We start from the raw sequence: 13,239 nt of genomic DNA, 5'->3' as shown, positions 1-13,239 counted from the left end.
TTCGCTCCCGATGCCCTCCCCCACCGACGTCCGCGCGATCGTCCAGACGCTGCCCGGCGCGGAGGAGATCGAGACGTGGGGCCATCCCACGTTCCGCGTGCGCAACAAGATGTTCGCCGCGATGGCCGCCGACGGGACGACCGCGTCGATCAAGGCCACGAAGGAGGAGCAGGAGGCGCTGACGCAGGCCGCGCCCGACACGTTCTTCGTGCCCAAGTACGTCGGCGTCCACGGCTGGGTCGGGGTCACGCTCGCCGAGGTCGACGAGCAGGAGCTGAGCGAGCTCCTCGTCGAGGCGTGGCGGATGACCGCGACCAAGCGCGCCGTCGCCGCCTACGACGCCGAGCACCCGGTGGGCTGAACGCCCGCCCCGTGTGCGAGACTCTCGCGCATGGAGTTCTTCATCTTCGCCGTCGCCGGCTGCTCGATCCTGGCCATCGGCGCGTTCGTCTTCGCGGCCCTCAACCCGGAAGACAAGGACCACTGAGCGAGCCATCCCGGATGACTGGCGCGGCAGGACGAGCGCCGGGTAGGCCGAACGGCCGGTAGGCGTCGTCCTGGCGCGTCAGGCGCCGGGAGAGCCGCTCAGACGCCACGATCCTCCTCGCCGTGACGCCAGGATGAGCGGGCCACGCAGCAGGGCAAGGACGCACGGCAGGACCAGCGGCAGCAGCCGCTCGTCTTCGCGCACCGCGGCGCGTCGGGCTACCGCCCGGAGCACACGCTCGCGTCGTACGCGCTCGGCGCGCGCATGGGCGCCGACCACATCGAGCCCGACCTCGTCGCGACGAAGGACGGCGTGCTCGTCGCACGGCACGAGAACGAGATCTCCGGGACGACGAACGTCGCCGACCACGCCGAGTTCGCGCAGCGCCGCATCCCGCTCGTCCAGCTCCTGAGCAGCGCCGACCAGGGCGCGGACCTGCGGATCGGTACCGATCCCGCGCAGTACGGCAACGCGTTCGAGGAGTACCGGCGCGCCTTCGCGACCGGCATCGACGGTCTGTTCAGTGACAACCCCGACACGGCGGTCGAAGCCCGCGACGCCGCGCGGTAAGCTCGGACATCCGGCCGATCGCCCACCTGGCCTGGAGGTCTTCGAGCCTCACCCGTGATCCCGCGCCGACCGCAAGGCCGGCGGCCAGCTCCGGGGGCCTGGAGTGTCCATTGCCCAGGCAAGACACACCGTCCTGGGACACGTAGTTCAGTGGTGATCCGTGACCGGTGGCATGGGGGGCGAGCTCAGGCTCGCCCCACCGCCGCCGCCAGCCGCGCGGCCGCCTCCGCCACGTCCTCGTCGGCCGTCGCGAGCGAGAGCCGCGCCCAGCCCTCCCCCGTCGCGCCGAACCCGATGCCGGGCGCGACGCCGACGCGCTGCTCCGCGATCAGCCGCTCCGCCGACAGGCCCTCCGGCAGCCGCCACCACGCGTAGAACGTGCCCTCCGGCGCGCGGATCTCGCCGCCCGCGGCGCGCAGCGTCGAGACGAGCACGTCCCGCCGCGCGCGGTAGACCTCGCGGCGCTCCGCCACACCGTCCTGCGGCCCACGCAGCGCCGCCTCCAGCCCGCGCTGGACCGGCGTGAAGACGCCGGCGGTCAGGTGGTCCACCAGCGCGCGGACCCGCGCGACGACCTCCGCCGCGCCGACGAGGAAGCCGATCCGCCAGCCCGCCATGCCGTAGACCTTCGACGGCGACCACAGCTCCACCGCGACGTCCCGCGTGCCCTCCTCGGACAGCACGCTGCGCGCCTGGTGGCCGTCGAACGTCAGGCGGTCGTAGGCCAGGTCGTGGAGCACCCACGCGCCGCGCTCGCGCGCCCACGCGCACGCCGCCGCGAACGTCCCGGGCCGCGCCGCCACGGCGCTCGGGTTGGCCGGGTAGTTGAGGACGAGCAGCGACGGACGCGGTGCGGCGATCGACGCCAGGTCCGGCTGGAAGTCGGCGGACGGGTCGAGCCGGACGGTCGCCGCCTCCGCGCCGGCCAGCGCGACGCCGCTCGGGTAGTCGGGGTAGCCCGGGTCGGGCAGCACGACCTGCGTCCCGGGTCCCGCGCACGCCAGCGCGACGAGCATGATCCCGGTCTTGGTCCCGGGGACGACAGCGACCTCGCGCTCGGGGTCGAGCTCGACGTCGTGGTCGGCGCGGTAGCGCTCCACGATCGCCTCCTTCAGCGACGGCAGCCCCTGGAACGGCGGGTAGCCGTGCACCCAGGGCGGCTCGGTGGAGTCGACCGCCGCGTGGAGCGCGTCGAGCGCGTGGGCCGGCGGCGCGATGTCCGGGTTGCCGCGCCCGAGGTCGAGGAAGCGCGGGCCGGGCGCTGCGCGCGCAGCGGTGACCGCGGCGAGCAGCCGCGTGAAGTACTGCTCGGGCAGGCGGCGGACGAGGTCCGGCGGGTCGGTCGGCACGGCCGACCATGGTGACGGACGGACGGGTCGCGCGGCGCTACGCGGACACGGCGATCTGCGTGTCGATGCCCGCGAGGTGGAGCGTCTTCGCGGGCGGTCCGTGCACGTGGACGGCGGCCAGCTCGCCGCCGACGGCCCCGAGCCGGTTGGACACCCAGAGCAGCGCCCCCATCCCGGTCGAGTCGATGAACGTCACGCCGTCGAGGTCGATCTCGAGGTGGCGGACGCCCTGGCCCATCAGGTCCCCGACCGTCGCGCGGAGGCGCGGCGCGGTCGCGATGTCGAGCTCGCCGTGGAGTGCGAGCGTGGCGCCGTCGGTGCGGCGCTCCACCAGCTCAGCGACCCAGGTCGTGGTCATGAGCGGCGCGGTCCTGCGGTGGCATCAGGTTCTGCTTCCTCCGAACGAGTCGTGGAATCGTGGCGCCCCCACGAGGTTGCTACCCACCTCACCGGCCGCGACGCGTGTTTGGCGTGATCACCGTCACACTCGTCACTCGCCCAACCCGTGACGATCCGCACATGCCGTCCACGCCTCCCGGCCCGAAGTGGCCGAAGAGCGTCCAGACGTTCGCGTGGTGGACGCGGCCGATCCCGTACTTCGAGCGGGCACGCGCGAAGTACGGCAAGCGCTTCACGACGAGCGTCCTGGGGACGCCGCCGTTCATCCAGCTGAGCGACCCGGAGGAGATCAAGGAGGTCTTCACCGCGCCGCCGGACAAGCTGCACCCCGGCGAAGGGGCGGCCATCCTCGAGCCGATCGTCGGCCCGAACTCGGTCATCCTCCTCGACGAACGACCCCACCTGGCCCAGCGCAAGCTCCTCCTCCCCGCGTTCCACGGGGAGCGGATGCAGGCGCTGACCGGGCTGGTCGAGGAGGTGACCGACCGGGCGGTCGCGTCGTGGCCGCGCGACACGCCGGTGGCGATGCACGTGCCGTTCCAGCAGGTGACGCTGGAGATCATCCTCCGCGCGGTGTTCGGGGTCGACGAGGGGCCGCGGCTGGAGAAGCTGCGCGGCCTGCTCACCGACCTGATCGCGTTCGGCACCTCGCCGATCGCGCTCTTCCCGCCGCTGCAGCGCGACACCGGGCCGGGCACGCCTGGCCGCCGCTTCGTGCGCACGCGGGCGGCGATCGAGGAGGAGCTGCGCGAGCTGATCGCCGAGCGCCGCCGGGAGCCGGCCGGGACCGAGCGCAACGACATCCTCGCGATGCTCCTCGAGGCCGAGCACGACGACGGCTCGCCGATGTCGTTCGAGGAGATCCGCGACGAGCTGCTCACCGCGCTCGTCGCCGGCCACGAGACGACCGCCTCGCAGCTCGCCTGGACGTTCGCGTGGCTCGCCCGGGAGCCCGGCGTCGTGCGGGAGCTCGTCCGCGAGCTGGACGCCGGCGACGGCGAGACCTACCTCAACGCCACCATCAACGAGTCGATGCGCCGCCGGCCGGTGCTGCCCAACGCCGAGCCGCGCCTGACGAAGGAGCCGTACACCGTCGGCGGCTGGGAGTACCCGGAGGGCGTCGTGCTGTCGGCGAACGCGTACCTCGTCCACCACGACCCCGCGCTCTACCCCGACCCGTACGCGTTCCGGCCCGAGCGCTTCCTCGACACGACGCCGGGGACCTACACGTTCATCCCGTTCGGCGGCGGCCGGCGGCGGTGCATCGGCGCGGCGTTCGCGCAGCTCGAGATGCGCGTGGTGATGAAGGCGGTCCTGCGCGAGGCGACGATCCTGCCCGCGGCGGACGGCGCGCGGATGGAGATCGCGCGGCGCCGCTCGATCACGATCAGCCCCAAGGGCGGGGCGCGGGTGATCCTGGCGACGCGGCCCGGTCAGCCGAGCAGCGCCCGCGCCGCGAGCGCGATCCCGACCGCGGCGTAGGCCAGCGCGGCGGTCAGCAGGCCGCCGCGCAGCATCATCCAGCGGCCGTCCGCCGTGGCGAGGCGGCCGCGCTGCGGCTCGAACCCCTGGACCCACGGGAACCGCTCGCGGTAGCGCTCGTCGCCCTCCTGGAGGTGGTCGGCGAGCGGCCGGCTGTACGCCGCGAGCAGCGCCCCGAGGGCGACGGCGGCGATCCCGATGAGCAGGTCGGCGGGCATGTCCCCCTCATGATCGGCCGGGCGGTACCGTTCGTGAAGTGAGCACGCGCACGCTCCCGCCGAACGTCGCACCGGACTGCTTCAACGTCCCCGGTCGCAGCGACGAGGGGTTCGACGAGCTGTGCCACCTGGTCGAGGACGTCGACCCCGACACCGCGCTCTGCGGGCAGGACGTCACGGGCTACCCGTGGAACCCGCCCTGGCCGCTGTGCGAGGCGTGCGTGGCGATCGCCGACGGCCGCTCGAACTAGCCGCGCCGCACCACGAGCCGGCACGCGCACGCGCCGCGCTGCCCTACCCTGCGCGGTCGCGTGCTCGGCATGGACGCAACGGCGGTCCTCGCGACGATGGCGTCGCTCTCCGCGGCCGCAGCCGCCCCCGCGCCGCCGAGCCCGCCTGCCAAGCCGGCGCCGTCGGAGGGGCCGGCGCGGACCGTCGGCGCCGCGATCCGCCGTGCGCACCTGGCCGGCGCCATCGGCTGGGAGCAGCGGCGCGCGTGGGAGGAGGAGCTGAAGGTCGCCAAGGCCGCCGCGCGCCGGCTGCCCGACGCGCGTGCCCGCGAGATCCGCGGCGTGCTGACGATCGCCAAGCGGCTCGCAACGCGCGGCGAGCTCCAGGCCGAGCGGCTCACGCCGGTGATGAAGGCGGTGAGCGCGACCACGCGGACGTTCCGGTTCGACCCGTTCCCCACGCCGGCCCAGCGCATCACGTACCCGGGCGACGGGCTGGTCTACGAGTACCGGCCCGGCGCGGGCGTGCAGCCGCATCCGCTCGCCACGGCGGGCCGCCTGAACGCGCTCGCCGGCGCCTGCCTGCACGCCGAGCCGCCGCGCTGCCGCCCCGTGGCGCTCGACCGCGCCGCGGCCGCGCTGGCCGAGCTGGGCGTGCGCAGCGGCGACCAACTGCGGCTCGAGTACGTCTTCCCGTTCGCCCGCGGCGAGGCGCCCTGGTCGTCGTCGATGGCGCAGGCGACGAGCGCGCAGGCGCTGGTGCGGGCCGGCGTGGCGCTCGACCGCTCCGACTACCGCGCCGCGGCGACCGGCGCCTACCGCGCGCTCGTCTCAGACGCGACGTCGGTCCGCCGCGGCGGGCAGGTCGTGCGCTTCGCGATGTACTCGTTCCAGCCGTCGATGCGGGTGCTCAACGGCGAGCTGCAGACGCTCGTCGGGCTCGGCGACTACGCGCGGCTGAGCGGGTCGAAGGCCGCCCGGCGGGTCCTGCGGCGCACGTCGAAGCGGATGCGCGTCGCGCTCCCGGCATGGGACACCGGCGCGTGGACGCTGTACTCCGCGGGCGGGCGCGAGGCGACGCTCCACTACCACGAGCTCGCGGCGACGTTCGCGCGGCGCGTGTGCGTGCGCGAGGTCGCGAAGGGCTTCTGCCCGGCGGCGCGGCGGTACGCGCGGTACACCGTCGAGCCGCCGCGGGTGTCGGTGCGCGCGGCGGCGGTGGCCAAGGCGGGCCGCACGCTGCGCGTCCGCGTGCGGTCGAGCAAGAACGCGACCGGGACGCTGACCGTCACCGGTCCGCGCGGCGTCGTGCTGCGCGAGACGATGACCGCATCGCGCCGGACGCAGACCGTGCGCGTCGTGCCGCGCGTCCGCGGCCGCTATCGCGTCACGTTCACCGGCACGGCGGTCAACGGCCGCCGGGACACGGCGCGGACGCGCGTGAAGGTCAAGCAGCGGACGGCGGCCGAGCAGCGGCGCTTCGAGGCCCGGCGGCGGGCGGCGGCGCGGCGCAAGGCGCGGCGGGAGCGCGAGCGCCGCGAGAAGCGGGAGGAGCGCGAGGCCACCGCGCGGGCCGAGGGCGAGCGGTGAGGCGCTCCGCCGGTCGCTGAGAGAGGATGTCGGAAGCCATGCCGCTGACCCGCACGTCTCTGCTCGCCCTCGCCGCCGCGTCGGCCGCCCTCGTCGCCGCGCCCGCCGCGTCCGCCGACGTCGCGTTCGACCGCCCCCACCGCGACCAGGTGCTCTTCGCGCCGGACGGCGGCAGCGCGCGCGTCGTCGCCAAGGACGGCGCGTTCCCCTCGCTGTCGGCGGACGGCAAGACGCTCGCGTACGTGCGCGCGTCGAACGGGACGATCCGGGTCGTCACCGGCTCGCGCGGGCGCACCGTGCGGGCGCGGGAGAAGGGCAAGACCGCCACGCCGCGGCACATGGAGACCGTCGAGCTGTCGCCGGACGGCACGAAGCTGCTCGCGCGCGACCGGTATCGCTGGCGGCTGATCGACCTGCGCACGCGCGCGGCGCGCACGGTGACCGACGACGAGTCGGTCCGCCCGCGGTTCTCCGCCGACGGCATGTGGGTCGCGTGGGCCGGGCTGACCGGCGGCGCGTACGCCCGGCGCACCGACGGCAGGGGCGCGACGACGCGACTGGCCGGCGACGAGGCGCTCGGCGTCGCCTGGCTGGGCAACGATCTGGCGGTGCTCCACGGCGCGGCGAACGCGCGCAAGGTCACCGCGTTCACCCCCGCGACCAGCGCCGCGCGCGACCTGCCGATCGCCGTCGCCGGCGCGAACGGGCTCGGGCCGGCGTTCGGGACGACGCGCCTGACGCTCCTGCACGACGAGGGCGGGCGAGACCTCACGCGGATCGACGTCGTCGAGGGCGGCGGCGCGCTCGTGCGGACGCTGACGCCGCAGGACGGGTCGATCCTCGGCGACAGCGCCGGGTTCTCCACCGACGGTGGGACGCTGTACGTGCTGCGCGGGACGGCGCTCACCGCGGTCGACCTCGCGTCCGGCGCCGAGCGGCGGCTGGCGAGCGACGTCGGGCTCGAGCTGTCGGCGACCCGGCGCTGACGCCGAGGCGTCATAACCTTCCCGCACGCACCATGCGGACGCGCAACATCGATCCCGGCGACCTCGTGCTCGTGAACAAGCGCGGCCGCCTGTTCCACGCGCGCGTCCGGTCGATCGACCACTCCGCCGGGACCCTGCGCGTCGACCCGATCGAGCGCAACATCTCCTACCGCGAGGCCACCGCGCGGGAGATCGCCGACCACTGGCGCCACGCCGGCCGGCCGAAGGACGACGCCAAGCAGCCGCCGGAGCAGCTCGACCTGAACGAGTGGATCGTCTCCTAAGCGGAGATCCCTAGAGAAGGCAGGCGCGAGACAGCTCGTTGCTTGTGCAATCATCTATCTCGATGGCCTCTCTCTCCGTCACCCACATCACCGACCCCGGCTGTCCGTTCGCGTACTCCGCGATGCCGTTCCTCACCGCCCTGCAGTGGCGGTACGGCGACCAGCTCACCTGGCGCCACGTCATGATCGGCCTCACCGAGGACCGCACGCAGTACGAGGACCGCGGCTACACGCCGCTCAAGATGGCCCAGGGCCAGCGCATGTTCCGCCGCTTCGGCCAGCCGTTCGCGCGCGAGCCCAAGCCGCGCATGGCCGCCACCGCCCGGGCCTGCCGCACCGTCGTCGCGACGCGGCTGACGCAGCCCGAGCTGGAGGTGCCGGTCTTCCGCGCGCTTCAGTTCACCCAGTTCACCACCACGCTGCCGCTCGACGACGACGCGGCGCTGCGCGATGCGCTCGCGCGCGTGCCGGGCGTGGACGCCGACGCGATCCTGGCCCAGCTCGACAGCGACGCGGTCACCGCCGCGTACGAGGCCGACCGCGCCGAGGCCCGCACCGCCGGCGGCTCGCCGACCGAGTTCCAGGGCAAGGCCGCGCAGACCGACGGGCCGGTCCGCTACACCGCGCCGTCGCTGATCTTCGAGACGCCCGAGGGCCGCAAGCTCGAGGCCGGCGGCTTCCAGCCGCTGGAGGCCTACGACGTCGTGATCGCGAACCTCGACACGACGCTGGAGCGCCGCCCCGCGCCGGCGGACGTCGCCGAGCTGGTCCGCGCCTTCCCCGCGGGCCTGACCACCCGCGAGATCGCGGTGACGCTCGCGATGGACTCCTTCGCCGCGCCCGACGACGCGGCCGCCGAGGACCAGCTCCTGGAGCTCCTCGACCGCGGCGACATCCTCGCCGAGCCGCTCGGCGACTCGACGCTCTGGATCGACGCCGCGTCCGCGCTCGCCCGGCGTCCCGAGACGATCGGCGCCGCGGCCGCGGCCTAGGAGCCGCCGCCTCCGCCGTCTCCCCCTCCCCCTCCGCCGTCGCCGCCGCTCCCGGCGTCGACGGCGGAGTCGAAGGCGCCGTCGAACGTCGAGCCGAGGTCGCCGATGGCGTCGAGCAGGCCGAGGTCGAGGCCGTCGAGCGCGGAGAGGTCGAGGTCCTCCGCGCCGGCGCCTGCTCCCGCGCCGCCGTCGGCCGACGCGCCGCCGTACCAGGCCGCCTCGTCCTCGCGCAGCCGGCCCAGCGCGTCGTCCAGCTCCGCGAGCGGCGCGGGGTCGAGCAGCAGCACGAGCCCGCCGAGCGCGGCCGCCTGGGGCACGAGCGACGCGGGTGACCGGTCCCCGCGCAGCGTGTCCTCCAGCAGCTCCTCCCGCTCGTACGAGCCCGCGCGCCACGACTCGCCCGACGCGGTGAGCGTCACCTTCGTGTGCGGGATCAGCCCGAGGACCTTGCGGCGATGCAGGTCGACGAGGCCGCGGCGCGCCAGCTCCTCGCGCGCGTCGGCGCGCACCACGTCCGCGATGTCGCCGCCCACCTTGCGCACGGCCTTGGCCAGCTCCTCGCCCGGGTTGATCTCGAAGCGGAGCTTGGCGTCGAGGAGGCGCAGCGGCGGGAGATCCGGAGCGGGGCGGTCGCCGGGGTGCAGGTGCAGCTTGTCCCGGCCGAGCCGCCGCTCCTGCCGCTCCAGCCGCCACACGCGCCGCAGCACGAGCTCCTTGAAGGCCAGCTTGAGCAGCTCCCGCTTGTCGGTCTTCGGCGCGCGGAGCAGCTGCGTCGCGGTCGCGGACAGCGGCCAGGAGTCGGGGAGCGTCACAGCGCCAGGATCACGACCACCACGGCGAGAAGCAAGAGGCCGGTCCAGAAGAGGCCCACCACGAGCGGGCGGTTCTGGGCCCAGACGTCGGGCCGCGCCCGGTCACGCGAGTGGCGTCCCTCGGGCGGGGTGCCGACCCAGTCGTCGTCATCGTCGCTCATGTCGCCATTCTTCACCGAATGCTCGACGCCGCACTCGCCGCCATCGATCCCGACGCGCTCGCCCGCGACGTCGCCGCGCTCGTCCAGGTCCCGTCGCTCACCGGCGACGAACGGGTCGTGATGGAGCGGTTCGCCGCGCTCGCCGCCGCGCAGGGGCTCGACGCCGAGGTGCTCGAGCACGACCTCTCCGCGCTGCGCGCGCATCCGGACCACCCCGGCGAGGAGGCGCCGCGCACCGCGCTCTTCGGCGCCGAGGCCGTCGTGCGCGGCGCGGCGGCCGGGGCGGAGCGGATCGCGCTGAACGGCCACCTCGACGTCGTCGGGCCGGGCGAGCAGCCGTGGCGGCGCGAGCCGTACGACGGCGCGATCGCCGACGGCCACGTGTGGGGCCGCGGCTCGGTCGACATGAAGGGCGGCCTGGTCGCCGCGCTGCACGCGGCGGGCGCGGTGGCCCGGACGTGCGCCGAGGCGGGCGTCGCGCCGCGGTGCGAGATCGTCGTGCAGGCGGTCGCGTCCGAGGAGGACGGCGGGCTCGGCACGTTCGCGGCGCTCGAGCGCGACGACCGCTTCGACGCGGCGCTCATCCCCGAGCCGACCGCGTTCGGCATCGCCGCCGCGCAGGCCGGCGCGCTCACCTTCACCGGCACGATCCCCGGCGTGCCGGCGCACGCCGCGGTCCGGCTGGAGGGCATCAGCGCGATCGACCGCTACGTCGCCGTGCACGCCGCGCTGGCCGAGCACGAGCGGCAGGTCAACGCCGCGCCGAGCCACCCGCTGCTCGACGCGCTGGAGCTGCCGTACCCGCTGCTCGTCGGGCGCGTGAACGCGGGGCGCTGGTCGTCGCAGGTGCCGGACCTGCTGACGTTCGAGGGCCGCGTCGGCGTGCGCGTGGACGAGACGGTCGAGCAGGCGCGCGCGGCGTTCGAGGCGGCCGCGCGGGGCGGCTGCCCGGAGGTTTCGATCACGTGGACGGGCGGCCAGTTCGCGCCCGGCGCGACCGACCCGGCGCACCCGTGGGTCGAGCGCGTCGCCGCGGCGTCCGAGGCCGAGCGCGGGGAGCGCTCCCCCGTGATCGGGGTGCCGTACGGCAGCGACCTGCGCCTCTTCACCGCCCGCGGCATCCCGACGGTGATGATCGGCCCGCCCGGGCTGGAGCTGGCGCACGCGGTCGACGAGCGGGTGAGCGTCGACGACCTCGCCGAGCTGGCCCGGCTGATCGTGCGGGTGCTCCTCGCGGATTAGCGGTCTGCGCGGCGCACGAGGACGACGATCAGCCCCACGAGCGCCGCGAGGACGACGAGCTCGAGCGCGATCGTGACGATGACCGGCGAGTCCTCGGTGGCGCGGATGACGGCGCGGAACGCGATGCTCGCGCCGAAGAAGGCGACCAGCGTCCAGAGGAGCGTCGTGCGCTGCACGGCGGGGCAGCCTAGCGGGGCGAGTCGCGCGGGCGGAGGTGGTGGAACGTGACGCGGTCGTCGTCGGGCGCCGGCTCGCTGGTGACGTGCCAGATGCGCTTCGCGGCGGGAAGGAACTCGGCGGTGCCTGCGCGGCCGGGGTCGGCGAGCAGGATCTCGCCGCCGGGCGCGACGAACCGCGGCAGCACCCGCAGCAGGCTGTCGACGTTCTCGCGCAGGTACAGGACGTCGGCGGCGAGCACGAGGTCGAACGGGCGGCGCGCGAGGTCGTCCGCCGCCGTCCGCCAGTCGGCCGGCAGCACCTCGCCCTCGACCTCGTTGAGCGCGAGCGTGTGCGCGGCGTAGACCGCCGCGTCGGGCGACCCGTCCGTCGCGAGCACGTCCGCGCCGGCCCGCGCCGCCGCGACGCTCGGCAGCCCGAGGCCGCAGCCCAGCTCCAGCACGCGCGTGCCGGCCGGCGGCGGCTCGCGGATCAGCTGCCGCGCGAGCGCCTGCCCGCTGGGCCACGGCACCGCCCAGTACGGCACCGGCCGGCCCGCCGCCTGCTCGGCCTCCCGCAGCGCCGGCCAGTCGTCGGGCCGGACGAGGAAGATCGGCGGCGCGTCGCCCGGCATGCGCACGCGCTCGGTCCGCGCGTTCAGCAGCGCGGGCGAAGGCTCCGCGCCGTCCGCGCGGATCGCGCGCAGCCGCTCGGCGAGCGAGACGGCGAGCGGGGAGGTCATGCGGCCAGCCGGCGCGTCACGAGGTCCGCGAGGAGCCGGCCGCGGAGGGTCAGCACGGCGCGGCCGGCGTCGAGATCGAGCAGGCCGTCGGCGGCGAGCTCCTGCGCGGCGGGCGACGCGGCGACGCCCTCGCGGGTGCGGACCTGGAGCATCAGCCGCTCCAGCGCGCGCTGCTCGGCGCCGAGCTCCTCGCCGCCGTCCTCAGGCACGCGCCCCTCCGCGACCGCGCGCGCCCACGCCGCGGGGTGGCGGAGGTTCCACCAGCGCCGGCCGCCGACGGCGCTGTGCGCGCCCGGGCCCGCGCCCCACCACTCGCCGCCCCGCCAGTAGCCGATGTTGTGGCGGCAGCGGTCGGCCTCCGACGCCGCCCAGTTGGAGACCTCGTACCAGTGCAGCCCCGCCGCGCTCAGCAGCTTCTCGGCGAGCAGGTAGCGGTCGGCCAGCGCGTCCTCGACCGGCGCCGGGACCTTGCCGTGCCGCACCGCCGCGTGCAGCCGCGTGCCGGGCGCGACGGTCAGGCCGTACGCGCTGACGTGGTCGGGCTCGCCCTCCAGGGCGCGCTCGAGCGACAGCCGCCAGTCGGCGTCGGTCTCGACCGGCGCCCCGTAGATGAGGTCGAGCGACACGTGCGCGAACCCCGCCGCCCGCGCGCGCCGCGCGGCGCCGACCGGCACGTCCGGGCCGTGCGTGCGGCCGAGGAACCGCAGGACGTGCGGCGCCGCGCTCTGCATGCCGATCGACAGCCGCGTGACGCCGGCCTCCAGCAGCCCGTCGAGCGTCGCGGCGTCGAGGTTCTCCGGGTTCGCCTCGACGGTGACCTCCGCGTCACGCGTCAACCCGAACCTGTCACGAATCGCGCACAGCACCGCGGCGAGATCGCGCGGCGGGAGCAGCGTCGGCGTTCCGCCCCCGAAGAAGACCGTGTCGACCGGCCGCGCCGCCTCCCCCATCACGCGCGGCGCGATCGCCAGCTCCGCCACCGCGGCGGGCGCCCACGCGCCGCGGTCGCCGGCGATGTACTTCGTGAAGTCGCAGTAGTCGCAGATGGCCGCGCAGAACGGCACGTGGAGGTAGATCCCGAACGGCGGCGCCACGCGCCCAATGCTACGGCGGGCGCGGCGCGACGAGACGCGCCTCGGGGCGGCGCGGAGCGGGCGGGCTAGAAGTCCTCGGGCAGGACGTGATCGTCCCGCAGCGCCGCGGCGAAGCGGTCGATGCGCTCGAGCTCCTCGGCGAGGACGAAGATCTCGAGCGCCTCGCGGAGCTCGTCCTGCGTCGCGTCGAGGCGGCGGTCCATCGCCATCAGCTCCGCGTCGTCGTGGACGCGCAGCGTCCGCGCGTGGCAGTTCGCGCAGCGCAGCTCGATGACGCAGCGGTCGCCCTCGAGGACGTCGATGACGCTGACGGGGACGATGAAGTCGCGTCCGCAGGCCGCGCAGCGGTGCAGATCGACAGGGAGCGGAACGTCGTGGTGGGGCGGCATGTCGGCTCGAAACGCCCGCTACCCGACGAGCTTGCGCCTGCAATCCGGTGCATCGC

The 13,239-nt window shown here is 75.3% G+C and carries 17 protein-coding genes and 1 pseudogene; 9 read left to right on the top strand and 9 right to left on the bottom strand.

Annotated elements, in window-relative coordinates:
- Positions 1 to 10 precede the first annotated feature (10 nt).
- Complete coding sequence (locus AC1UE5_RS17105) at positions 11 to 361, top strand: MmcQ/YjbR family DNA-binding protein (RefSeq protein ID WP_482925680.1); 351 nt, start codon at positions 11 to 13, stop codon at positions 359 to 361.
- Positions 362 to 676: 315 nt separating this feature from the next.
- Positions 677 to 877, top strand: a pseudogene (locus AC1UE5_RS17100) (glycerophosphodiester phosphodiesterase family protein); the annotation flags it as partial.
- A 365-nt stretch (positions 878 to 1,242) separates the two neighbouring features.
- Here AC1UE5_RS17100 and AC1UE5_RS17095 read toward each other — a convergent pair.
- Entirely contained in the window at positions 1,243 to 2,406 is a 1,164-nt protein-coding gene (locus AC1UE5_RS17095) for a pyridoxal phosphate-dependent aminotransferase (RefSeq protein ID WP_482925679.1), read from the bottom strand.
- Positions 2,407 to 2,443: 37 nt separating this feature from the next.
- Positions 2,444 to 2,764, bottom strand: a complete 321-nt coding sequence (locus AC1UE5_RS17090) for an STAS domain-containing protein (protein WP_482925677.1) — start codon at positions 2,762 to 2,764, stop codon at positions 2,444 to 2,446.
- Positions 2,765 to 2,925: 161 nt separating this feature from the next.
- Between AC1UE5_RS17090 and AC1UE5_RS17085 the strand changes: the two genes are divergently transcribed.
- Positions 2,926 to 4,287 carry a cytochrome P450 gene (locus AC1UE5_RS17085; RefSeq protein WP_482925675.1) on the top strand — a complete coding sequence of 454 codons (1,362 nt, stop codon included), beginning with the start codon at positions 2,926 to 2,928 and terminating at the stop codon, positions 4,285 to 4,287.
- On the opposite strand, the gene AC1UE5_RS17080 is transcribed toward AC1UE5_RS17085, so the two are convergent.
- On the bottom strand, positions 4,239 to 4,505 hold the full coding sequence (locus AC1UE5_RS17080; RefSeq protein ID WP_482925673.1) for a hypothetical protein: 267 nt from the start codon (positions 4,503 to 4,505) through the stop codon (positions 4,239 to 4,241). The genes AC1UE5_RS17085 and AC1UE5_RS17080 overlap by 49 nt on opposite strands.
- A 38-nt stretch (positions 4,506 to 4,543) precedes the next feature.
- On the opposite strand from AC1UE5_RS17080, the gene AC1UE5_RS17075 reads away from it, so the two are divergent.
- From AC1UE5_RS17075 to AC1UE5_RS17055, 5 genes are all read left to right on the top strand, one after another.
- A complete protein-coding gene (locus AC1UE5_RS17075) occupies positions 4,544 to 4,756 on the top strand; it encodes a hypothetical protein (protein WP_482925671.1) in 213 nt (70 codons plus the stop codon).
- Between the two features lie 69 nt (positions 4,757 to 4,825).
- Positions 4,826 to 6,325, top strand: coding sequence for a D-glucuronyl C5-epimerase family protein (locus tag AC1UE5_RS17070; RefSeq protein WP_482925669.1), 1,500 nt, complete (start codon positions 4,826 to 4,828; stop codon positions 6,323 to 6,325).
- 38 nt (positions 6,326 to 6,363) lie between these two features.
- Entirely contained in the window at positions 6,364 to 7,311 is a 948-nt protein-coding gene (locus AC1UE5_RS17065; protein ID WP_482925667.1) for a TolB family protein, read from the top strand.
- A gap of 32 nt (positions 7,312 to 7,343) precedes the next feature.
- Positions 7,344 to 7,595 carry a hypothetical protein gene (locus AC1UE5_RS17060; protein WP_482925665.1) on the top strand — a complete coding sequence of 84 codons (252 nt, stop codon included), beginning with the start codon at positions 7,344 to 7,346 and terminating at the stop codon, positions 7,593 to 7,595.
- Positions 7,596 to 7,657: 62 nt separating this feature from the next.
- Positions 7,658 to 8,587 (top strand): DsbA family protein, encoded by a 930-nt coding sequence (locus AC1UE5_RS17055; RefSeq protein WP_482925663.1) that lies wholly within the window; start codon positions 7,658 to 7,660, stop codon positions 8,585 to 8,587.
- On the opposite strand, the gene AC1UE5_RS17050 is transcribed toward AC1UE5_RS17055, so the two are convergent.
- Both AC1UE5_RS17050 and AC1UE5_RS17045 read right to left on the bottom strand, forming a co-directional pair.
- Complete coding sequence (locus AC1UE5_RS17050; RefSeq protein WP_482925661.1) at positions 8,584 to 9,399, bottom strand: hypothetical protein; 816 nt, start codon at positions 9,397 to 9,399, stop codon at positions 8,584 to 8,586. The genes AC1UE5_RS17055 and AC1UE5_RS17050 overlap by 4 nt on opposite strands.
- Positions 9,396 to 9,560: a hypothetical protein gene (locus AC1UE5_RS17045; RefSeq protein WP_482925659.1), complete on the bottom strand. Its 165-nt coding sequence runs from the start codon at positions 9,558 to 9,560 to the stop codon at positions 9,396 to 9,398. Before AC1UE5_RS17045 ends, AC1UE5_RS17050 begins: the two co-directional genes overlap by 4 nt.
- A gap of 18 nt (positions 9,561 to 9,578) precedes the next feature.
- On the opposite strand from AC1UE5_RS17045, the gene AC1UE5_RS17040 reads away from it, so the two are divergent.
- Positions 9,579 to 10,802 carry a M20/M25/M40 family metallo-hydrolase gene (locus tag AC1UE5_RS17040; protein ID WP_482925657.1) on the top strand — a complete coding sequence of 408 codons (1,224 nt, stop codon included), beginning with the start codon at positions 9,579 to 9,581 and terminating at the stop codon, positions 10,800 to 10,802.
- Here AC1UE5_RS17040 and AC1UE5_RS17035 read toward each other — a convergent pair.
- The 4 genes from AC1UE5_RS17035 to AC1UE5_RS17020 all read right to left on the bottom strand — a co-directional run bounded on the left by AC1UE5_RS17035 (position 10,799) and on the right by AC1UE5_RS17020 (position 13,183).
- Positions 10,799 to 10,978, bottom strand: a complete 180-nt coding sequence (locus AC1UE5_RS17035) for a hypothetical protein (protein ID WP_482925655.1) — start codon at positions 10,976 to 10,978, stop codon at positions 10,799 to 10,801. The genes AC1UE5_RS17040 and AC1UE5_RS17035 overlap by 4 nt on opposite strands.
- 11 nt (positions 10,979 to 10,989) lie before the next feature.
- The gene (locus tag AC1UE5_RS17030) at positions 10,990 to 11,700 is read right to left on the bottom strand and encodes a class I SAM-dependent methyltransferase (protein ID WP_482925653.1); all 711 of its coding nucleotides are present in this window, start codon (positions 11,698 to 11,700) and stop codon (positions 10,990 to 10,992) included.
- Positions 11,697 to 12,794, bottom strand: a complete 1,098-nt coding sequence (gene hemW, locus AC1UE5_RS17025) for a radical SAM family heme chaperone HemW (RefSeq protein ID WP_482925651.1) — start codon at positions 12,792 to 12,794, stop codon at positions 11,697 to 11,699. The genes AC1UE5_RS17030 and hemW overlap by 4 nt, the downstream gene beginning before the upstream one ends.
- Before the next feature lie 65 nt (positions 12,795 to 12,859).
- Entirely contained in the window at positions 12,860 to 13,183 is a 324-nt protein-coding gene (locus AC1UE5_RS17020; RefSeq protein ID WP_482925649.1) for a hypothetical protein, read from the bottom strand.
- Between the last annotated feature and the right edge of the window lie 56 nt (positions 13,184 to 13,239).

It is taken from the genome of Parviterribacter multiflagellatus, assembly GCF_056863265.1.
This window is presented reverse-complemented; position numbering and strand designations above follow the sequence as displayed.